We start from the raw sequence: 19501 nt of genomic DNA on the forward strand, positions 1-19501 counted from the left end.
CTACAGCTGCTCCGTTTCTGCGTAGTCCTGGCCGTCGTCCCCGAAGCGGTCGGGGTCGAACGGGGTGTCGGACCCGTACTCGACGGCGGCGGCCGACGGGTCGAATCCGGGCGGGCTGTCCTTCAGGGCCAGGCCGAGGCCGACGAGCTTCATCTTGACCTCGTCGATCGACTTGGCACCGAAGTTGCGGATGTCGAGCAGGTCGGCCTCGCTGCGGCCCACCAGCTCACCCACCGTGTGGATGCCCTCGCGCTTGAGGCAGTTGTAGGAGCGGACGGTGAGGTCCAGCTCCTCGATCGGCATCGCGAAGGCCGCGATGGTGTCGGCCTCCTGCGGCGACGGGCCGATCTCGATGCCCTCGGCGTCGACGTTGAGCTCGCGGGCGAGCCCGAACAGCTCCACGAGGGTCTTGCCGGCCGAGGCCAGCGCGTCCCGCGGGGTGATCGACGGCTTGGTCTCGACGTCCAGCACCAGCTTGTCGAAGTCGGTGCGCTGCTCGACGCGGGTGGCCTCGACCTTGTAGGTGACCTTCATGACCGGCGAGTAGATCGAGTCGACCGGGATGCGGCCGATCTCGGCGCCGGTGGCCTTGTTCTGCATGGCCGGCACGTAGCCGCGGCCCCGCTCGACGACGAGCTCCACCTCGAGGCGGCCCTTGTCGTTCAGGGTGGCGATGTGCAGGTCCGGGTTGTGCACGGTGACACCGGCCGGCGGGACGATGTCGCCCGCGGTGACGGTGCCGGGGCCCTGCTTGCGCAGGTACATCGTGACCGGCTCGTCCTCCTCGGAGCTGACGACGAGCTCCTTGAGGTTGAGGATGATGTCGGTGACGTCCTCCTTGACCCCGGGCACGGTGGTGAACTCGTGCAGGACGCCGTCGATGCGGATGCTCGTGACGGCGGCGCCGGGGATGGAGGAGAGCAGCGTGCGCCGGAGCGAGTTGCCCAGCGTGTAGCCGAAGCCCGGCTCCAGCGGCTCGATGACGAACCGGGAACGGGTGTCGACGACCGTTTCCTCGGTGAGGGTGGGGCGCTGAGAGATCAGCATGGGGTGTGGTGCCTCCTTCTGGCCTGCGGCAACCGCTATTTGATGCCGCAGCGAACCCCGGCCCCTCCCTGCGGGGCCGGGGGTGTCGGGCCTACTTCGAGTAGAGCTCGACGATCAGCTGCTCGTTGACCTGCGTGTCGATCTGGGCCCGCTCGGGGAGCTGGTGCACCAGGATGCGCAGGTTGGAGGGGACGACCTGCAGCCAGGCCGGAACCGGACGGTCGCCGAGGAGCTCCTTGGCGATGATGAACGGGTCCGTGTTGACCGACTTGGGCCGCACGTCGATGATGTCGAACTTCGACACCCGGTAGCTGGGGATGTTGACCTTCTCGCCGTTGACGAGGAAGTGGCCGTGGCTCACCAGCTGGCGGGCCATCCGCCGGGTACGGGCGAGACCCGCCCGGTACACGACGTTGTCCAGCCGGGTCTCGAGGATCTGCAGCAGGTTGTCACCGGTCTTGCCCTGGCGACGGTTGGCTTCCTCGTAGTAGCGGCTGAACTGCTTCTCGAGGACGCCGTAGGCGAACTTCGCCTTCTGCTTCTCCTGCATCTGCAGGAGGTACTCGGTCTCCTTGATCCGGATCCGGCCGTGCTGGCCGGGCGGGTAGGGACGGCGCTCGAACGCCTGGTCGCCGCCGACGAGGTCGACCTTCAGCCGGCGGGACTTGCGGGTCATGGGGCCGGTGTAACGAGCCATGTCTGGTTACTCCCTTCCCCTAGACCCGGCGCCGCTTGGGCGGACGGCAGCCGTTGTGCGGCTGCGGGGTGACGTCGGAGATCGTGCCGACCTCGAGGCCGGCTGCCTGCAGTGAACGGATCGCGGTCTCCCGGCCGGAGCCGGGGCCCTTCACGAACACGTCGACCTTCTTCATGCCGTGCTCGGCGGCCTTGCGGGCGGCGTTCTCGGCGGCCATCTGCGCCGCGAACGGCGTGGACTTGCGCGAGCCCTTGAAACCGACGTGGCCGGCGGAGGCCCACGCGATCACGGCGCCGTTGGGGTCGGTGATCGAGACGATCGTGTTGTTGAACGTGCTCTTGATGTGGGCCTGGCCCACGGCGACGTTCTTCTTCTCCTTGCGGCGGACCTTCTTGGGCCCGGCCGCAGCGCGGCTGCGGGGCGGCATTACTTCTTACCTGCCTTCTTCTTGCCGGCCACGGTCTTCTTCGGACCCTTGCGGCTACGGGCGTTGGTCTTGGTGCGCTGGCCGCGCACCGGCAGGCCCCGGCGGTGCCGGATCCCCTGGTAGCAGCCGATCTCGATCTTGCGACGGATATCGGCCTGCACCTCGCGGCGCAGGTCACCCTCGACGCGGTAGTTGGTCTCGATGTACTCGCGGAGGGCTGCGACGTCCTCGTCGGTCAGGTCCCGGGAGCGCAGGTCCGGGCTGATGCCGGTGGCCTGCAGGATCTCCTTGGACCGGGTGCGCCCGATCCCGTAGATGTAGGTCAGCGCGATCTCCATCCGCTTCTCGCGGGGGAGGTCGACGCCGGACAGGCGTGCCATGCGGCGGGGTTCTCCTCTGTGGTTTCGCCAGGTCTGCCCAGCGCCCGTCCCGGGTGGGGGTGGTTCACCCGGGCCCCGGCCTGGTTCCGGGGGTGGTGGCGCCCGTGTGGCGCGGTAGGTGCGCTGGGTTCCTCTGTGGTGCCGCGACTAGATGGTGATCAGCCCTGGCGCTGCTTGTGGCGCAGGTTCTCGCAGATCACCATGACCCGCCCGTGACGGCGGATCACCTTGCACTTGTCGCAGATCTTCTTGACGCTCGGCTGGACCTTCACGTCCGTCGCTCTCTCGTTGGTCTGTTCGTCACTTGTAGCGGTAGACGATGCGGCCGCGGGTCAGGTCGTACGGCGACAGCTCGACCACGACCCGGTCCTCGGGGAGGATCCGGATGTAGTGCTGACGCATCTTGCCGCTGATGTGTGCGAGGACCCGGTGTCCGTTCTCCAGCTCCACGCGGAACATCGCGTTCGGCAGGGGCTCGACGACCCGGCCTTCGACCTCGATCGCCCCGTCCTTCTTGGCCATGTCCTCCGCGTTCCGTGACAGGTGGACGTACTCTTGTTCCGTGCTTGGGCACGTCGTCGCTCCGGGACCGTGAGGTGCGGGAGGCACGACGGAACCGGCGCCAGTGGGCGCGCCGAAAGACCAGTGTACGACCGTTGCTCGCCTGCTCGCAGGCGGGGTTGCTTCCACGGGCGGTCGTGTCCGAAACGGGATGATCCTGTCGGGGTGCGGCGCTACGGTCGCTTGCGTTCGACCCGCCTTCATGTAGTCCCGTGGGAACGGTGATGACCGTACAAGCCTTCGCCGCTCGCCTGCCCCGACCCCTTCGGCCGTTCCGCCACCGCGAGTACCGGCTACTGGCCACGTCCATGGCCGCTTCGCTGTTCGCGAGCGGGCTGTGGCTCGTCGCAGGCGTGTACCAGGTCATCGCACTCGGCGGCGGCCCGTCCGAGCTGTCGGTCGTGGCCACGGCCACCGCCGTCGGCCTGCTGGTCAGCGCGCTCGGCGGTGGGGTCGCCGCCGACCGGCTGCCGAAACGGGCCCTCCTGCTCGGCGTCGAGGCCGCCCGCGTCGTCGCGGCCACCGCAGCGGGCGTGCTGGCCGTCACCGGCCTGCTGCAGCTGTGGCACCTCGCCGTCATCTCGTTCGCGCTCGGGGCGGCGGAGGCCTTCTTCTTCCCCGCCTACTCGGCGATCCTGCCCACCCTCCTGCCCCCGGACGAGCTGCTCGCCGCCAACGGCGTCGAGGGCACCCTGCGGCCCGTCGCCCAGCAGGCGCTCGGGCCTGCGCTGGCCGGTGTGCTGGTCGGCGCGTTCGCGCCCGGCGCAGCGCTGCTGCTCGCGGGCGGCATCTACGCGCTCGCAGCGGTCACGCTGGTGGCGATGCGGCGGGTCGCCGTGCCACCTCCCGCCGAGCGCACGTCCGTGCTCGGCGACCTGGGTGAGGGCTTCCGCTACCTGTTCCGCACCGGCTGGCTGTTCGCGACGCTCGCATTCGCCACCCTCTACGTGCTCGTGCTGTTGGGCCCGATCGAGGTCCTCCTGCCCTTCGCGGTCCGGGAGCAGACCGGCGGCGGGGCCAGCAGCTTCGCGCTCGTGCTCGGCGCGTTCGGGCTGGGCGGGGCGATCGGGTCGCTCCTGGTGTCGTCGTTCCGGCTCCCCCGGCGCTACCTCACCGTCATGAACCTGCTGTGGGGCGCGGGCGCCGCCCCGCTCGCCCTCATCGGCGTCACCGACCAGCTGTGGGTCATGGCGGCCGCCACGTTCGTCGTGGGCTTCACGGGCGCGGCCGCGATGGTCATCTGGGGCACGCTGCTGCAGCGGCGCGTCCCGCCACACCTGCTGGGCCGCGTCTCCAGCCTCGACTTCTTCGTGTCGCTCGCCCTCATGCCGGTGTCGATGGCCCTGGCCGGCCCGGTCGGCGAGCAGCTCGGCGTGCCGATGACGTTCGTGCTGGCCGGGCTCGTGCCGGTCTTCCTCGCCGTCGCCGCGATCCTCGGCTGGCGGCTCCCGGCCGACGAGATCGCCCACCCCCTCGACGCCCCAGTGGATCCGGGAGCATCGCCGGGACCTTCGTGATCACCAGATGGTGATCACGAACGAGTGCGACCCGGGTCACTGTCACAGCTCTCCGGGTGCGTCGTCTCAGGTGGCGAAGGATTCCTGAGACGAAGGAGAGCAGGATGCGCGTATTCGTTGCAGGTGGGGCAGGCGCACTGGGCAGGCGGCTGGTGCCGCAGCTGGTGGCGCGCGGGCACGAGGTGACCGCCACAACCCGGAGCACGGGCAAGGCCGGTGAGCTGCGGGCCCTCGGCGCACGCCCCGTGGTCGTGGACGGGTTGGACGCCGTGGCGGTCGGACGGGTGGTCGCCGAGGCGCAGCCGAACGCCATCGTGCACCAGATGACCGCGCTGGGCGGGGCACCGGATCTGCGCCACTTCGACCGCTGGTTCACCACCACCAACGAGCTGCGCACGGCTGGGACCAGGCACCTGCTCGCGGCGGCACAGGCGAGCGGTGTGGAGAAGGTCGTCGCGCAGAGCTACACCGGGTGGACCAACAGCCGGACGGGCGGACCGGTGAAGACCGAGGACGACCCGCTCGACCCCGAGCCGGCGAAGGCGCAGCAGGAGTCGATGGCCGCCATCAGGTTCCTGGAGAAGGCGGTGGTGGAGGCGCCGCTCACCGGCATCGTGCTGCGCTACGGCAACTTCTACGGGCCGGGGGCGTCGGAGTCGATGGTCGAGCTGGTCCGCGCCCGCAAGATGCCGATCGTCGGCACGGGCAGCGGGGTGTGGTCGTTCATCCACCTCGACGACGCGGCGAGCGCTACGGTCGCCGCCGTGGAACGGGGCGCTGCGGGCGTCTACAACGTCGTGGACGACGACCCGGCGCCGGTTGCGGAGTGGCTGCCGCACCTCGCCGAGGCGGTGGGCGCGAAGCCGCCGATGCGGCTCCCGGTGTGGCTCGCCAGGGTGGCGGCGGGCGAGGTCGTCGTGCGGTGGATGGCGGAGGGCCGCGGCGCGTCCAACGAGAAGGCGAAGCGCGAGCTGGACTGGCGGCCCGTCTGGAGCAGCTGGCGGGACGGCTTCCGCCACGGGCTGACCGCCGCGGTGGAGGCGGACAGGTGACCGAGCCCGACGAGCCGGCGGATGCGTTGCGCCCGCTGCTGTTCTCGATCGCCTACCGGATGCTCGGCACGGTCAGCGATGCGGAGGACATCGTCCAGGAGACCTTCCTCCGCTACCAGCGGGCGCTCGCCGACGGCACCCGGATCGAGTCGACGAAGGCCTACCTCTCCGCGGTGACCACGCGCCTCGCGATCGACCACCTGCGCTCGGCCCGCGTGCGCCGCGAGTCCTACGTCGGGCAGTGGCTCCCCGAGCCGCTGCTCACCGACGACGGGAAGGAGGACCCGGCCGCGCACGCCGAGCAGGCCGACTCCCTGTCGATGGCCTTCCTCCTCGTGCTGGAGCGGCTCAACCCCGTGGAGCGGGCCGTCTTCCTACTCCACGACGTGTTCGGCTACGGCTACGACGAGGTGGCCGGGATCGTCGGGAAGAGCGAGGCGAACAGCCGCCAGCTCGCCTCCCGTGCCCGCCGGCACCTGGAGGAGAGCAGGCGGCGGTTCGACGCCTCCCGGCAGGAGCAGCAGGAGCTCGCCGAGAAGTTCTTCGCCGCCGTCGCCGACGGCGACGTGGACCGGCTGGTCGAGACCCTCGCCGCCGACGTCGTGGTCTACGGGGACGGGGGCGGCAAGGCCCCTCAGTGGATGGTGCCGATCGCGGGCGTCGACAAGGTGTCGCGGCTGTTCGCCGCGGTGGGCCGCCAGATGCGGGAGCTGGGCATCCGGCTGCAGCCGCGGGAGGTCAACGGGCAGCCGGGGGCGCTCGTGCTCGACTCGGACGGCCGGATCACCAACGTGTTCGTGCTCGACGTGGCCGAAGGCGCCGTGCAGACCGTCCGATCGGTCATCAACCCCGACAAGCTGCACCACCTCGGGCCGGTCGCCGACGTGCGCGCCCTCATGCGCGAGCTCCGCTCGCGGCCGGAGTGACACCGTCGAAAGCGGACGGTGAGGGCCGCTCGCGATACCGGCCGGGCGCCACCCCGAACTCCCGCTTGAACGCCTTCGCGAACGCGAACTCCGAGACGTAGCCGGTGCGGGCCGCCACCGCGCGCAGCGGGCGGTCGGACTCGCGCAGGAGCCGCGCGGCGGTGGTCATCCGCCACCACGTGAGGTAGGTCAGCGGGGGCGATCCGACGGTCTCGGTGAACCGGCGGGCGAACGGGGCCCGGGAGAGCCCGACCAGCGCCGCGAGCGACTGCACCGTCCACGGCCGCTCGGGATGGCTGTGGATGGCGCGCAGCGCCTCCGCCACCGGCGGGTCGCCGAGGGCGGCGCTCCAGCCCGTGGCCGTTCCGGCGGGCTGCTCGTCGTACCAGGCGCGCACGATGTACACGAGCAGGAGGTCGAGCAGCGCCGACGCCGCCGCGTCGGCGCCGGGAGCCGTGCCGGCCTCCGCGGAGAGCAGGTCGAGAGCGCCTCTCAGGGCCGGGTGCCGCCCGGCCCGCAGGTGCACGACGTCGGGGAGCTCCGCCACCAGCGGGTGCGTGCGGGACCGGTCGAGCCGGTACGCGCCGCACAGCATCTCCGTGCGAGAGACCTCCGTGCGCGAGCCGGTTCCCGAACCGGCGACCACCCGGCCGAACTCGACCAGTGGTGTGGTGGGTGTGTCGGCGATCGCGTGGCCGAGCCCGTGGGGGAGGAACACGACGTCGCCTGCGGCGATCGCCACCGGTGCACCGTTCGCCGGGATGAGGAACGCGGCGCCGTGCAGGACCGCGTGGAACCCCGCCCCGTCCTGTGCCGGGAACCGCACACCCCACGGCGCCGCCGGCTGCGTGCGCGCGGCGTGCGGGTGCCCGGTTCGCATCACCGCGATCGCATCGCTGAGTACGTCCACCCCTGCAGCGTATGGCGGCGAGGGGCACCGCCGAGACGATCGGGCATGGCCGCCGGATCCTCGGGCATGGGGCGCCGGGCGCCGGCTTCCTAGCGTCGACCCGACGGACGACGGAGGGAATCGACATGAGGATCGCCGTGTACGGCGCGACGGGGTTCACCGGGGGGCTCGCGGTGGCGGAGCTGGGGCGCCGGGGCATCTCCCCCGTGCTCGTGGGACGCGACGCGGAACGGCTGCACAAGGCGGCCGTCGACGCGGGGGTGGCCGACGCCGAGGTCCGCGTAGCGGGTCTGGACGACCCCGCGGCGCTGGCCGATGCCTTCGCGGGCTGCGACGCGGTCGTCAACGCCGCCGGCCCGTTCGAGCTATGGGGCGAGCCGGTGGTGCGGGCGGCGATCGCGGCCGGCTGCCACTACGTCGACACCGCAGGCGAGCAGGGCTACATCCAGCGGATCCTCGACACCTTCGGACCCGACGCGGAGCGGGCAGGCGTGACGGTCGTCCCGGCCATGGCCGACGACGGCGGGCCCGGCGACCTGATCGCCGGCCTGGTCGCAAGGGAGCTCCCGGGGGTGGCCGACGTGCTCGTCGTCGACGCACGCCTGCCCGGGGCGGCTTCCCGCGGAACGGCCCGCTCGATGGCGGCCGTCTTCGCGGCCGGGCCGCTCGAGTACGTCGGCGGCAGGTGGCGACCGGCGACCGGCGACGCTCCGGCGATCACGGTTCCCGGCGAGGACGACGAGGTCGCGCTGACCCCGTTCGCCCTGCCCGGGGTGGTGACCGTGCCGCGGCACGTCCGGGCCGGGCGGGTGCGCAGCGGCATCCGGACCGAGGTGGCGCAGCTGTTCGGCTCGCTCACGCCGGACGTGGTCGACTCGGTTCCGGAGGTGCTGGACGAGGAGGCCCGGCGCAGCACCCGCTGGCTGATGCTGGTCGAGGCCGCCGACGACACCGGACGGCGGACCAGGGGCTGGGTGACCGGCCCCGACGCGTACGGCCTCACCGCGGTGATCGCCGTCGAAGGTGTCTACCGGCTGGTGACCGGCGGCGCCCCGGCCGGAGCGCGCACACCGGCCCAGGCGTTCGACGCCCTCGACTTCCTCGACGCCCTCGCGCCCCACGGCGTCACCTGGGAGGTCAGCTGACGATCCGCGGTCCGCGGCGCTCGCTCAGGGCTGGCCGATCCGGTCCACCTGTTCCGGCACGGCGGGCCGGGGCACCGGGTCGGAGAAGATCACGTGCGTGTTCGGGTCGGCCTGGCTGAGCGCCCAGAGCCCGACGGCGTCGGCCGCGGCGAACACGACGGCGGCGAGGATCGCGAGCACGAGCCGCCTGCGGCGGTAGCGCCGCCGCCACCCGGAGCTGGCCCGCCGGTACGCGTCCGGGTCGGCCCGCACACCCGCGGCGAGGGCACCCAACGCCTCACGCAGCCGCTCGTCAGCGCCCGGTGTGGTCATCTGCGCTCCTCGAGCACCCGCGACAGCGCCGCCATCCCGCGGGAGACGTGCACCTTGACCGACCCCGCGGTGATGCCCATCGCATCAGCGATCTCGCTCTCGCGCAGGTCCAGCCAGAACCGTAACACCAAGGCCTCCCGCTGCCGGGCCGGTAGCGCGCGCACCGCGTCCACCAGCGCCTTCTGATCGTCTCGGAGCACGGCGCGCTCCTCACCGGAGGCGACGTACGCATGGTCGTCGCCGGAGCGCGCCGCGTGCTTGCGCACCACCTGCAGGTGCCGGATTCGCATCCGGGTCAGGTTCACCACGACCGAACGCAGGTAGGTGGCCGCCGCCTCCGGTGAGCGCAGCCGCGGCCACCGGCGGTAGAGCTGGTAGAACGCCTCCGCGACGACGTCCTCGGCGTCGTCGGCGCCCAGCAGCACCGCCAGCCGCACGAGCGGCAGGTGGTGGATCTCGAAGAGCTCGGCGACGGCCGCCTCCCGGCCCGTGTCGGCCTCGGTGCGCGCAGCGATGCCGCGCACGGCCGTGCCGGTGGTCTCCTTCACGACGCCACCTCCGCCCGCCCGGCGAACACGGGCGTGAGCACCGCAGCCACCGCGAGGTTGGTGGCCAGCGCGACGACGGCGACGTAGAGCAGCGCGGGCCCGATCGCCACCACCGAGCTGAACCCGCCCGCCACGGCCAGCACCGTGCCGACGACCATCCCCACAGCCCATCCGGCGAGCAGCGCCGAACGGTGCCACCAGCGGGTGAACAGCCCGAGCGCGACGGCCGGGAACGTCTGCAGGATCCAGATGCCGCCGAGCAGCTGCAGGTTGATCGCGTCCTGCTCGCGCAGGCCGAACACGAACGCCAGCGCCGCCACCTTCGCCAGCAGCGACACCCAGCTCGCCACCCGCACCTCGTGCTTGGGCGTGGCGTGCGGCAGGAAGAACTCGGCGTAGACGTTGCGGGTGAAGAGCGCGCCCACCGCCACCGACATCACAGCAGCCGGCACCAGCGCGCCCACGGCGAGCGCCCCGAACACGGCCCCGCTCGCCAGCTCGGGCAGGAGCTCCCGTACCAGCAACGGGACGGCGACCTCCGCGTTGCCGACCGGTGCGACGACCCCCGCGGCCAGGGCGGCCACGCCGAGCAGTCCGAAGAGGCCGAGCACGAACGTCCAGGCGGGCATCGCGACGATGCTGCGGCGCAGGGTGTTGGGGCTGTCGGCGGCGAAGGCCGCGGTGAGCACGTGCGGGTACATCGGGAGGGCGAGCGCGGAGCCCAGCGCGAGGGTGGCGAACGCGGGGTGCTGCGCGGGATCGAGCAGCAGCCCGCCGCCCGCACCGGTGCGCAGCTCGCGGTCGGCACCGTCGAAGACGGCGCCGAACCCGCCGAGGCGCCCGAGCACCACGGCCATCACACCGAACGCCGCCCCGAAGATGAGCACACCCTTGACCAGCGAGATCACTGCGGGCACCCGCAGCCCGCTGCGGAACGTGGCGCCCGCGAGCACCGCGAAGACGGCCGTGAGGGCGAGGTCGCCCGCCGGCCCCTCCGGGTACAGCCCACCGGCGGCGAGCACCGCGCGCACCCCGATCAGCTGCAGCGCGATGTACGGCATCGTCGCCAGCACGCCGGTGAGCGCGACCACCAGCATGAGCGCGGGCGAGTCGTACCGGGCCCGCACGTAGTCGGCCACCGTCACGGCGCCGGTCTCCCGCGCCGCCGACCACAGGCGGGGCAGCAGCACGAACAGGACCGGGCAGAGGATCACGGTGTAGGTGAGCGGGAAGAACCCGAGCGCGCCCGTGCCGTACGCGAGGCCGGGCACGGCGGCGAACGTGTAGGCGGTGAAGATCGATCCGCCGAGCAGGAACCAGGTGACCCCGGTGCCGAACCCCCGGTCGCCCAGCGCCCACCCCTCGAGGTGGGGCAGCACGTCACGGCGGTGGAACCAGCGGGCGGAGAACGCCAGCATCGACGTCACGCCGAGAACGGCGATGAACGCGAAGGTGGCCAGCGGTTCGTCCATGGCCCAACCACTTCAGCAGGCTGGTCGGCCCGTGTCCATGCCCGCTTTCAGAAAGTGCGGCGCCGGCTGTCAACCGGATGCACAATATCCGCAACTACTGCTCGGACCGCGGCGACGGCGCCGTGGATGGCGAGGAGATGTGATGTTGCAGAGGCTGGGATCCCGGCTCTTCCCGGGAGGCACCGCATGACGCTCACCGAGGCACGGCAGCGGATGAACCCGCGCTCGGTGCTGATCTGGTCCGTCGTCGCGATCATCGGCGCCGTGGCGTGGGGCGTGCTGGCCATATCCCGCGGGGAGAACGTCTCCGCGATCTGGCTGGTCGCGGCCGCGCTCGGCTCGTACGCGATCGCCTACCGCTTCTACGCGCGGTTCATCGTCCGCCGTGTGCTGAAGGCCGACGACAGCCGCGCCACACCGGGCGAGCGCCTGGACAACGGCACCGACTTCCAACCGATGGACCGCCGGGTGCTCTTCGGTCACCACTTCGCGGCGATCGCGGGCGCAGGCCCGCTCGTCGGCCCGGTGCTGGCCGCGCAGATGGGGTACCTGCCCGGCACGATCTGGATCATCGTCGGCGTCATCTTCGCCGGCGCCGTGCAGGACATGGTCGTGCTGTTCTTCTCGATGCGCCGCGACGGCCGCAGCCTGGGCCAGATGGCGCGCGACGAGATCGGCGTGGTCGGCGGCGTCGCCGCCCTCATCGCCGTGTTCGCCATCATGATCATCCTGCTGGCGGTGCTCGCGCTCGTCGTCGTGAACGCCCTCTCGCACTCGCCGTGGGGCACGTTCTCCATCGCGATGACGATCCCCATCGCGCTGTTCATGGGCTTCTACATGCGCAACATCCGGCCCGGCCGCGTCGTGGAGACGAGCGTCATCGGCGTTGCGCTGCTGCTGCTCGCGATCGTCGCGGGCGGCTGGGTGCAGAACTCGAGCTGGGCCGACGCCTTCACGCTCGACCCGCGCACTCTGGTGATCTGCCTGGTCATCTACGGCTTCGCGGCCTCCGTGCTGCCGGTGTGGATGCTGCTCGCCCCGCGCGACTACCTCTCGACCTTCATGAAGATCGGCACGATCGTGCTGCTCGCGATCGGCGTGATCTTCACGGCGCCGACGCTGCAGACCGCGGCGTTCACGGACTTCGCCTTCACCGGCACCGGGCCGGTGTTCGCCGGGTCGCTGTTCCCGTTCGTGTTCATCACGATCGCGTGCGGTGCGCTCTCCGGCTTCCACTCGCTCGTCTCGTCGGGCACCACGCCGAAGCTGATCCAGAAGGAGTCGCAGGTCCGGCTCATCGGCTACGGCGCGATGCTCATGGAGTCCTTCGTCGCGATCATGGCCCTGATCGCGGCCTGCATCCTGGACCCCGGGCTCTACTTCGCGATGAACGCGCCCGCCGGAGTGCTGGGCACCACGGTCGAGTCCGCGTCGGAGGCCGTCAACAGGCTCGGCTTCACGATCACGCCGGAGGCGCTCGCAGGCGCCGCCGCCGCGGTGCAGGAGAGCACCCTCGTCGCCCGTACCGGCGGTGCGCCCACCCTCGCCGTCGGCATGTCGGAGATCTTCTCCGGCGCCTTCGGCGGCGACGCCCTCAAGGCGTTCTGGTACCACTTCGCGATCATGTTCGAGGCGCTGTTCATCCTCACCACGGTGGACGCGGGCACCCGCGTCGGGCGCTACATGCTGCAGGACACCCTCGGCAACGTCTACAAGCCGTTCTCGAACGTGAACTGGAAGCCGGGCCTGTGGATCACCAGCGCGGTCGTCGTGCTGGCGTGGGGCTACTTCCTCTACGCGGGCGTCACCGACCCGCTGGGCGGCATCAACCAGCTCTTCCCGCTGTTCGGCATCGCCAACCAGCTGCTGGCAGCCGTCGCGCTCACGGTCGCCACGACGATCCTGATCAAGACGGGCCGCGCGAAGTACGCATGGGTCACGCTCGTGCCGCTCGCGTGGGACGCCGCGGTCACGCTCACGGCGAGCTGGCAGAAGGTGTTCTCGCCCGTTCCGTCGCTCGGCTTCTTCGCCCAGCGCGACCGCTACGCGGCGGCGCTGGAGCAGGGGCAGGTGCTGGCACCCGCGAAGGACATCGGCCAGATGAACACCGTCGTGCTGAACTCCACGGTCGACGGCGTCCTGTCCGTGCTGTTCGCGGTGCTGATCATCATCGTGATCGTGAACGCGATGTTCGTCTGGTACCGGGCGCTCACCTCGTCCGAGACGCTGCCGAGCACGGAGGTGCCCGCGGTGCCGTCGCACATCGTGGCACCGTCCGGGTTCATCCCCACCGCTGAGGAGAAGCGGGCGCTCGCCACGGCCGGGGACCGGGGATGACCACCCTCGCGAGGGCGTGGCAGGGCGTGCGCTGGTACCTCGCCGAGCTCACCGGCGAGACCCAGTACGACCGCTACCTCGAGCGGCACGAGCAGGAGCACCCGGGCACGCCGCCGCTGTCCAGGCGGGAGTTCGAGCGCCGCCGGATCGACGGGCAGGACCCGAAGCCCGGCAGCCGCTGCTGCTGAGCCTCGTGAGCGGTAACGCGGGCCATGGCCCGCGTTACCGCTCACGACTTCCGGTCAGAGGGCCTTCAGCTCCTCGGTCACCTCGCTGACGCTCTTCTTCGCGTCACCGAAGAGCATCGAGGTGTTGTCGGCGTAGAACAGCGGGTTGTCGATGCCCGCGAAGCCGCTGCTCATCGAGCGCTTGAGCACGATCACCGAGTGGCTCTCGTCGACGTTGAGGATCGGCATCCCGTAGATGGGTGAGCTGGCGTCCTTGCGTGCCGCCGGGTTGGTGACGTCGTTCGCCCCGATCACCAGCGTGACGTCGGTGCGGGTGAACTCGCCGTTGATCTCGTCCATCTCCTTGAGCGCGTCGTAGGAGACGTCGGCCTCGGCGAGCAGCACGTTCATGTGCCCCGGCATCCGGCCCGCCACGGGATGGATGGCGTACTTGACCTCGATGCCCTTGGCCTCGAGGAGGTCGGCCATCTCCTTCACGGCGTGCTGCGCCTGTGCGACCGCCATCCCGTAGCCGGGCACGACGATCACCTGCGACGCGTACGCCATCTGGATCGCCGCGTCGGCCGCGGACGTGGACTTCACGGTGCGCTCCACACCGTCGTCGGCCCCGGGCAGCGTGGTGGTGCCACCGAACCCGCCCGCGACGATCGCCGGGATCGACCGGTTCATCGCCTTGGCCATCAGGTTGGTCAGGATCGAGCCGGACGCCCCGACGATCATGCCGGCGACGATCATCGCGGTGTTGTCCAGCGCGAGGCCCGCGGCCGCGGCCGATAGCCCGGTGAGGGCGTTGAGCAGCGAGATCACCACCGGCATGTCGGCGCCGCCGATCGGCAGCACCACCAGCACACCGAGCACGGCGGCCAGCACCAGCAGGGCGACGATCCAGATCTGCGGTGCCCCGCCCACACCGGCCACGACGGCGCAGACGACCGCGCCGAGCAGCAGGAGGCCGTTGACGAACTGCTGCGCCTTGCCCAGCCCGATGGGCCGCCCCGGGAGGATCTCCTGCAGCTTGCCGAAGGCGATCAGGGAGCCCCAGAAGGAGATCGACCCGACGATCGCCGCGAACATCGACGCCACGATCACGTGGCCGGGCTCGGCGAGGAAGCCGTCCGTGGTGCGGAACTCCGACCACGCGATGAGCGCCACCGCCCCGCCGCCGACGCCGTTGAACAGCGCCACCATCTGCGGCATCGCCGTCATCTTGACCTGCCGGGCGGACGGCACGCCGAGCGCCGTGCCGACGACGAGGCCGATGACGATCAGCAGCCAGTTGTGCTGGACCTGCAGGAGCGTGGCCACCACGGCGAGTGCCATGCCGGCGGCGGCGATCCAGTTGCCGCGCACCGCGGTCTTCGGACCGGTGAGGCCCATCAGGCCGTAGATGAAGAGCGAGAACGCGATGATGTAGAGGATCGCGACGAGAGCGTCCATCAGGAGTCGCCCTTCCCGTTCGACGCGATCTTCTCCGCGGCCGGGGCCTGCGGCTTGGCCTTGAACATGCCGAGCATCCGGTCGGTCACGAGGAAGCCACCGATCACGTTGATCATGCCGAACGCGATGGCGACGACCAGGAGGATCGCGTCGACCACCGACGGGTTCTCCAGGTGCCCGAGCACGATCAGGCCGCCGAGCAGCACGATGCCGTGGATCGCGTTGGTGCCCGACATCAGCGGCGTGTGCAGCGTGTTGGGCACCTTCGAGATCACCGCGAAGCCGACGAAACCGGCGAGCACGAGGATCGCGAGGTTGGCGAGCAACCCGGTCTCCATCAGTCGTTCCTCCCTCGGGTGACGCAGGACTTCGCGAGCACCTCGTCTTCCCAGTTCGGCGCGACGGCGCCGGCGTCGACCAGCATCAGTTCGAGCAGCGCCGAGACGTTGCGGGCGTACAGCTCCGACGCGTGCTCGGGCATCGTGGCCGGCAGGTTCAGCGGGGACGCGATCGTCACGTCGTGCTTGACGACCACCTTCCCCGGCTCGGTGAGCTCGCAGTTGCCGCCGCTCTCCCCCGCCAGGTCCACGACCACGCTGCCGGGGCGCATGCCCTTCACGGCCGCGGCGGTGACCAGCGTGGGCGCCGTGCGACCGGGCACGTTCGCCGTGGTGATGACGACGTCGAAGCCGGTGATCGCCTCCTCGAGGCGCTTCTGCTGCTCGGCCCGCTCCTCGGCCGTGAGCTCGCGGGCGTAGCCGCCCTCCCCCGCGGCCTCGATCCCGAGGTCGAGCCACTGCGCCCCGAGGGAACGCACCTGGTCGGCCACCTCAGGACGCACGTCGTAGCCGGTGGTGCGGGCGCCCAGCCGCTTCGCGGTGGCCAGGGCCTGCAGCCCCGCCACGCCGACGCCGAGCACGAGCGCGGTGGCCGGCTTCACCGTGCCGGCTGCCGTGGTGAGCATCGGGAAGAAGCGGGTGCTGTGCTCCGCGGCGAGCAGCACGGCCTTGTAGCCGGCGACGTTCGCCTGCGACGACAGCGCGTCCATCGACTGGGCCCGGGAGATGCGCGGGATCGCCTCCATCGCGAACGCCTGCACGTCCGCCTTGGCCAGGCTCTCGACCGTCTCCGGCGAGGTCAGCGGCGCGAGGAACCCGATCAACGTGCTGCCCTCGCGCAGCTTCCCGATCTCCTCGGCCGTCGGTGGGTTGACCTTCGCCACGACGTCACACGGCCACGGATCACCGATGGTGGCGCCCGCCTGCGTGAACAGCTCGTCGGGGATCAGCGCGCCGAGCCCGGCCCCGGCCTCGACCACGACCTCCACACCCCGCGACCGGAGCTTCTCGATGACCTTGGGCACCAGGGCGACACGGCGCTCCCCGGCGGCAGTCTCGCGCGGCACCCCGACGGTGGTCCGTCGCGGTACTGTGGATTCTGTATTCACAAGACCGGAGCCTAGCCCACGGCACGCCCGATCAGGGGACGAGTGTGACGTGCGCGGCCCGAACGCGCACTTCGCGCCCTGTGTGTCCTGCTTCGAAGATCGGCTAGCGGCTCTGGGAGCCGACACAGGTGGCGGTTCGCATTGTCCAGGCCACCTCCCACCAGGCCTTCAGTGGCGCCGCGCATCGTGCGGGGCCGCTTCGCCGGCAGGCGACTTCACACACCCAGTACGGACTTCGCACAAGGCCGGCCCTGTGTGAAGTGGCCACTGGGTGTGTGAAGTGGTGGTGATCGGCCGGGGGGGAGCGCGCGGCGCCGCCAGGAGGCCTGAACGTCAGGGGAGGGTCAGGATCCTCGGGCCGTCGTCCGTGATGGCGACGCTGTGCTCCCAGTGCACCGCCCGGCTGCCGTCGGCCGTGACGACGGTCCAGCCGTCCTCCAGCTCGCGGGTCTCCGGGTCGCCCGCGGTGAGCATGGGCTCCACCGCGAGGGCCATGCCGGGGACGAGCCGCGGGCCCTGGCCGGGGTCGCCGTAGTTGGGCAGGAACGGGTCCATGTGCATCGAGGTGCCGATGCCGTGCCCGCCGTACTCGGCGACGATGCCGTACTGCACGCCGTCGCGCTCTCCGGCGGCCTCGGCGGCCACCTGCACGGCGTGCGAGATGTCGGTGAGCCGGCCGCCGGGGCGCACGGCGGCGATGCCGGCGTGCAGTGCTTCCTCGCACGCGGCCGACAGGGCGAGGTCGGCGGGCGAGACCGCGCCGATCGGGATGGTCACCGCGGCGTCGCCGTGCCAGCCGTCGAGGATCGCGCCGCAGTCGACGGAGATCAGGTCGCCGTCGGCGAGGATCTGGGTGGCCGCCGGGATGCCGTGCACGATCTGCTCGTTCACCGATGCGCAGATCGACGCCGGGTAGCCGTGGTAACCGAGGAACGACGGAACGCCACCACCGTCCCTGATGGTCTGCTCGGCGAGGGCGTCCAGCTCCCCGGTGCTCACCCCGGCCTTCGCCGCCTCGACGACCGCTGCGAGAGTGCGGGCGACGAGAGAACCCGCGGCGCGCATCGCGTCCAGCTCACCGGGGGTCTTCAGCTCGATGTCCCGGCCCCGCCAGCGCGCGATCATGCCGCGGACTCCACCGCGCCCCGAACTCATCGGTTCCGCAGCGCGTCGGACACCCGGTCGGTGATCTCCTCGACCGCACCGACGGCGTCGACCGTGACGAGCCTGTCGCGGTAGTGCTCCAGCAGCGGGGCGGTCTCGTCCCGGTAGACCTGCTGGCGGCGACGGATGACGTCCTCGGTGTCGTCGGTGCGGCCCCGGCCGAGCAGCCGACGCACCAGCTCGTCCTCGGGCACCCGGAACTCGACGACCGTGTCGATGTCCTCGCCGCGCTCGGCCAGCAGCCGCTCGAGCGAGAACGCCTGGCTCAGGTTGCGCGGGAAGCCGTCGAGGACGAAGCCCTTGGCCGCGTCGTCCTCGGCGAGGCGCTCCCGCATCATCGCGATGGTGACGCTGTCCGGGACGAGCTCACCGGCGTCGATGTACCGCTTGGCCTCGAGCCCGATCGGCGTCTCGGCGCCGGGCTGGAGGTTGGCGCGGAACAGGTCGCCGCTCGAGATGTGCGGCACGTCCAGACGTTCCGCGAGACGCACCGCCTGGGTGCCCTTGCCCGCGCCTGGTGGACCGACCAGAAGAAGACGCACGCGACACCGACCTCCTGAAACTCGACGACGAACCAACCCGACCGACTGCTGGACGTTAACGCAAGAAACCGTCGTACTTGCGCTGCATGAGCTGGCTCTCGATCTGCTTGACGGTGTCGAGGCCCACTCCGACCATGATCAGCACAGCCGTGCCCCCGAAGGGGAAGTTCTGGTTCTGTCCCGAGCCGGTGATGCCGAGGAAGAAGTTCGGCAGCACGGCGATGATGCCGAGGTACAGCGATCCGGGCAGCGTGATGCGGGAGAGGACGAACTGCAGGTACTCCGCGGTCGGCCGGCCCGGGCGGATGCCGGGGATGAACCCGCCGAACTTCTTCATCTCGTCGGCCCGTTCCTCGGGGTTGAACGTGATGCCGACGTAGAAGTACGTGAAGAAGATGATCAACGCGATGTAGAGCGTGATGTGCACCCAGTTCGACTGGTCGACCAGGTAGGTCTGCACGAACTGCTGGAACCCGCCGCCGGTGGTGCCGGCCAGCCGGGAGATCAGGTCCGGCAGGTACAGCAGCGACGAACCGAAGATGACCGGGATGACACCGGCCTGGTTGACCTTCAGCGGCAGGTACGTGGAGGTGCCGCCGTACATGCGGCGCCCGACCATCCGCTTGGCGTACTGCACCGGGATGCGGCGCTGGCCCTGCTCGACGAACACCACGCTCGCGATGATCGCCAGGCCGAAGAAGCAGACACCGGCGAACACGAGGCCGCCGCTCTGCAGGATGTTGGCGCCCTCGCCGGGGATCCGGGCCGCGATCGAGGTGAAGATCAGCAGCGACATGCCGTTGCCGATGCCGCGCTCGGTGACCTGCTCGCCCAGCCACATGATGACCGCGGTGCCGGCCGTCATCACGATCACGATGACCGTGAGCGTGAAGACGTTGGACTCGGGGATCACGGGGAGGGAGCAGTTGGTGAACAGCTGCCCGCGGTCGGCGAGCGCGACGATGCCGGTGGCCTGCAGGACGGCGAGCGCGATCGTGAGGTAGCGGGTGTACTGGGTCAGCTTGTTCTGACCCGACTGCCCTTCCTTCTTGAGCTGCTCGAAGCGCGGGATGACCACCGTGAGCAGCTGGACGATGATGCTCGCGGTGATGTACGGCATGATGCCGAGCGCGAAGATCGACAGCTGCAGCAGCGCCCCGCCGGAGAACAGGTTGATCAGCGAGTAGATGCTCGCGTTGTCGCTTTCCTGGACCTGCTCGAGGCATTCCTGGATGTTCGGGTACGACACCCCGGGCGACGGGATCGAGCACCCGAGGCGGTACACCGCGATGATCCCCAGCGTGAAGAGGATCTTCTTCCGCAGGTCCGGCGTGGTCAGTGCCGACCGAAAAGCCCTGAGCACTCGGTGATCCTCCTGTACTGGGTGGCCGC

22 protein-coding genes are annotated in these 19501 nt (G+C 70.8%); 6 read left to right on the top strand and 16 right to left on the bottom strand.

Annotation, left to right across the window (positions count from 1 at the left end; all coding sequences use genetic code 11):
* From FB388_RS32840 to infA, 6 genes are all read right to left on the bottom strand, one after another.
* A complete protein-coding gene (locus FB388_RS32840; RefSeq protein ID WP_142106594.1) occupies nt 1–1047 on the bottom strand; it encodes a DNA-directed RNA polymerase subunit alpha in 1047 nt (348 codons plus the stop codon).
* 91 nt (nt 1048–1138) lie between these two features.
* Nucleotides 1139–1744 (bottom strand): 30S ribosomal protein S4, encoded by a 606-nt coding sequence (gene rpsD, locus FB388_RS32845; RefSeq protein ID WP_142106595.1) that lies wholly within the window; start codon nt 1742–1744, stop codon nt 1139–1141.
* Between the two features lie 19 nt (nt 1745–1763).
* A complete protein-coding gene (gene rpsK, locus FB388_RS32850) occupies nt 1764–2171 on the bottom strand; it encodes a 30S ribosomal protein S11 (RefSeq protein ID WP_142106596.1) in 408 nt (135 codons plus the stop codon).
* Nucleotides 2171–2551, bottom strand: a complete 381-nt coding sequence (gene rpsM, locus FB388_RS32855) for a 30S ribosomal protein S13 (RefSeq protein ID WP_142106597.1) — start codon at nt 2549–2551, stop codon at nt 2171–2173. The genes rpsK and rpsM overlap by 1 nt, the downstream gene beginning before the upstream one ends.
* Before the next feature lie 158 nt (nt 2552–2709).
* Nucleotides 2710–2823, bottom strand: a complete 114-nt coding sequence (rpmJ, locus tag FB388_RS32860; protein WP_010148647.1) for a 50S ribosomal protein L36 — start codon at nt 2821–2823, stop codon at nt 2710–2712.
* A gap of 28 nt (nt 2824–2851) precedes the next feature.
* Nucleotides 2852–3073 carry a translation initiation factor IF-1 gene (infA, locus tag FB388_RS32865; RefSeq protein WP_028929190.1) on the bottom strand — a complete coding sequence of 74 codons (222 nt, stop codon included), beginning with the start codon at nt 3071–3073 and terminating at the stop codon, nt 2852–2854.
* Between the two features lie 263 nt (nt 3074–3336).
* Between infA and FB388_RS32870 the strand changes: the two genes are divergently transcribed.
* From FB388_RS32870 to FB388_RS32880, 3 genes are all read left to right on the top strand, one after another.
* Nucleotides 3337–4629: an MFS transporter gene (locus FB388_RS32870; protein WP_142106598.1), complete on the top strand. Its 1293-nt coding sequence runs from the start codon at nt 3337–3339 to the stop codon at nt 4627–4629.
* 104 nt (nt 4630–4733) lie between these two features.
* Nucleotides 4734–5681: an NAD-dependent epimerase/dehydratase family protein gene (locus FB388_RS32875; RefSeq protein WP_142106599.1), complete on the top strand. Its 948-nt coding sequence runs from the start codon at nt 4734–4736 to the stop codon at nt 5679–5681.
* The gene (locus tag FB388_RS32880; RefSeq protein WP_142106600.1) at nt 5678–6607 is read left to right on the top strand and encodes an RNA polymerase sigma-70 factor; all 930 of its coding nucleotides are present in this window, start codon (nt 5678–5680) and stop codon (nt 6605–6607) included. Before FB388_RS32875 ends, FB388_RS32880 begins: the two co-directional genes overlap by 4 nt.
* On the opposite strand, the gene FB388_RS32885 is transcribed toward FB388_RS32880, so the two are convergent.
* Complete coding sequence (locus tag FB388_RS32885) at nt 6576–7517, bottom strand: AraC family transcriptional regulator (RefSeq protein ID WP_142106601.1); 942 nt, start codon at nt 7515–7517, stop codon at nt 6576–6578. The two genes, FB388_RS32880 and FB388_RS32885, sit on opposite strands and share 32 nt — an antisense overlap.
* A 125-nt stretch (nt 7518–7642) precedes the next feature.
* On the opposite strand from FB388_RS32885, the gene FB388_RS32890 reads away from it, so the two are divergent.
* On the top strand, nt 7643–8662 hold the full coding sequence (locus tag FB388_RS32890) for a saccharopine dehydrogenase family protein (protein ID WP_142106602.1): 1020 nt from the start codon (nt 7643–7645) through the stop codon (nt 8660–8662).
* 24 nt (nt 8663–8686) lie between these two features.
* On the opposite strand, the gene FB388_RS32895 is transcribed toward FB388_RS32890, so the two are convergent.
* Genes FB388_RS32895 through FB388_RS32905 form a run of 3 tightly spaced genes read right to left on the bottom strand, consistent with a single transcriptional unit; the run spans nt 8687 to nt 10994 of the window.
* Nucleotides 8687–8974, bottom strand: coding sequence for a hypothetical protein (locus tag FB388_RS32895; RefSeq protein WP_142106603.1), 288 nt, complete (start codon nt 8972–8974; stop codon nt 8687–8689).
* Nucleotides 8971–9522 (bottom strand): RNA polymerase sigma factor, encoded by a 552-nt coding sequence (locus FB388_RS32900; protein ID WP_142106604.1) that lies wholly within the window; start codon nt 9520–9522, stop codon nt 8971–8973. The genes FB388_RS32895 and FB388_RS32900 overlap by 4 nt, the downstream gene beginning before the upstream one ends.
* On the bottom strand, nt 9519–10994 hold the full coding sequence (locus FB388_RS32905) for a sodium:solute symporter family protein (protein ID WP_142106605.1): 1476 nt from the start codon (nt 10992–10994) through the stop codon (nt 9519–9521). The genes FB388_RS32900 and FB388_RS32905 overlap by 4 nt, the downstream gene beginning before the upstream one ends.
* Nucleotides 10995–11180: 186 nt before the next feature.
* Here FB388_RS32905 and FB388_RS32910 point away from each other — a divergent pair, with 186 nt between their 5' ends.
* On the top strand, nt 11181–13331 hold the full coding sequence (locus FB388_RS32910; RefSeq protein ID WP_281290513.1) for a carbon starvation CstA family protein: 2151 nt from the start codon (nt 11181–11183) through the stop codon (nt 13329–13331).
* Entirely contained in the window at nt 13328–13519 is a 192-nt protein-coding gene (locus tag FB388_RS32915; protein ID WP_142106606.1) for a YbdD/YjiX family protein, read from the top strand. Before FB388_RS32910 ends, FB388_RS32915 begins: the two co-directional genes overlap by 4 nt.
* A gap of 54 nt (nt 13520–13573) precedes the next feature.
* Here the strand turns inward: FB388_RS32915 and FB388_RS32920 are convergent, their stop codons facing one another.
* From FB388_RS32920 to secY, 6 genes are all read right to left on the bottom strand, one after another.
* The gene (locus FB388_RS32920; RefSeq protein ID WP_142106607.1) at nt 13574–14956 is read right to left on the bottom strand and encodes an NAD(P)(+) transhydrogenase (Re/Si-specific) subunit beta; all 1383 of its coding nucleotides are present in this window, start codon (nt 14954–14956) and stop codon (nt 13574–13576) included.
* A complete protein-coding gene (locus FB388_RS32925; RefSeq protein WP_142106608.1) occupies nt 14956–15294 on the bottom strand; it encodes an NAD(P) transhydrogenase subunit alpha part 2 in 339 nt (112 codons plus the stop codon). The genes FB388_RS32920 and FB388_RS32925 overlap by 1 nt, the downstream gene beginning before the upstream one ends.
* Nucleotides 15294–16361, bottom strand: coding sequence for a Re/Si-specific NAD(P)(+) transhydrogenase subunit alpha (locus FB388_RS32930; protein ID WP_342787951.1), 1068 nt, complete (start codon nt 16359–16361; stop codon nt 15294–15296). Before FB388_RS32930 ends, FB388_RS32925 begins: the two co-directional genes overlap by 1 nt.
* Before the next feature lie 375 nt (nt 16362–16736).
* The gene (gene map, locus FB388_RS32935) at nt 16737–17528 is read right to left on the bottom strand and encodes a type I methionyl aminopeptidase (protein ID WP_142106610.1); all 792 of its coding nucleotides are present in this window, start codon (nt 17526–17528) and stop codon (nt 16737–16739) included.
* 26 nt (nt 17529–17554) lie between these two features.
* Entirely contained in the window at nt 17555–18109 is a 555-nt protein-coding gene (locus FB388_RS32940) for an adenylate kinase (protein WP_142106611.1), read from the bottom strand.
* 55 nt (nt 18110–18164) lie between these two features.
* A complete protein-coding gene (gene secY / locus FB388_RS32945) occupies nt 18165–19472 on the bottom strand; it encodes a preprotein translocase subunit SecY (protein ID WP_142106612.1) in 1308 nt (435 codons plus the stop codon).
* Nucleotides 19473–19501 lie beyond the last annotated feature (29 nt).

The organism is Pseudonocardia cypriaca, from assembly GCF_006717045.1.
GTDB lineage: Bacteria > Actinomycetota > Actinomycetes > Mycobacteriales > Pseudonocardiaceae > Pseudonocardia > Pseudonocardia cypriaca.

Coding starts and splice junctions, on each gene's coding strand:
- FB388_RS32840 (WP_142106594.1), bottom strand. CDS start 1,047: ATGCTGATCTCTCAGCGCCCCACCCTCACCGAGGAAACGGTCGTCGAC.
- rpsD (WP_142106595.1), bottom strand. CDS start 1,744: ATGGCTCGTTACACCGGCCCCATGACCCGCAAGTCCCGCCGGCTGAAG.
- rpsK (WP_142106596.1), bottom strand. CDS start 2,171: ATGCCGCCCCGCAGCCGCGCTGCGGCCGGGCCCAAGAAGGTCCGCCGC.
- rpsM (WP_142106597.1), bottom strand. CDS start 2,551: ATGGCACGCCTGTCCGGCGTCGACCTCCCCCGCGAGAAGCGGATGGAG.
- infA (WP_028929190.1), bottom strand. CDS start 3,073: ATGGCCAAGAAGGACGGGGCGATCGAGGTCGAAGGCCGGGTCGTCGAG.
- FB388_RS32870 (WP_142106598.1), top strand. CDS start 3,337: ATGACCGTACAAGCCTTCGCCGCTCGCCTGCCCCGACCCCTTCGGCCG.
- FB388_RS32875 (WP_142106599.1), top strand. CDS start 4,734: ATGCGCGTATTCGTTGCAGGTGGGGCAGGCGCACTGGGCAGGCGGCTG.
- FB388_RS32890 (WP_142106602.1), top strand. CDS start 7,643: ATGAGGATCGCCGTGTACGGCGCGACGGGGTTCACCGGGGGGCTCGCG.
- FB388_RS32895 (WP_142106603.1), bottom strand. CDS start 8,974: ATGACCACACCGGGCGCTGACGAGCGGCTGCGTGAGGCGTTGGGTGCC.
- FB388_RS32905 (WP_142106605.1), bottom strand. CDS start 10,994: ATGGACGAACCGCTGGCCACCTTCGCGTTCATCGCCGTTCTCGGCGTG.
- FB388_RS32910 (WP_281290513.1), top strand. CDS start 11,181: ATGACGCTCACCGAGGCACGGCAGCGGATGAACCCGCGCTCGGTGCTG.
- FB388_RS32915 (WP_142106606.1), top strand. CDS start 13,328: ATGACCACCCTCGCGAGGGCGTGGCAGGGCGTGCGCTGGTACCTCGCC.
- FB388_RS32920 (WP_142106607.1), bottom strand. CDS start 14,956: ATGGACGCTCTCGTCGCGATCCTCTACATCATCGCGTTCTCGCTCTTC.
- FB388_RS32925 (WP_142106608.1), bottom strand. CDS start 15,294: ATGGAGACCGGGTTGCTCGCCAACCTCGCGATCCTCGTGCTCGCCGGT.
- map (WP_142106610.1), bottom strand. CDS start 17,528: ATGATCGCGCGCTGGCGGGGCCGGGACATCGAGCTGAAGACCCCCGGT.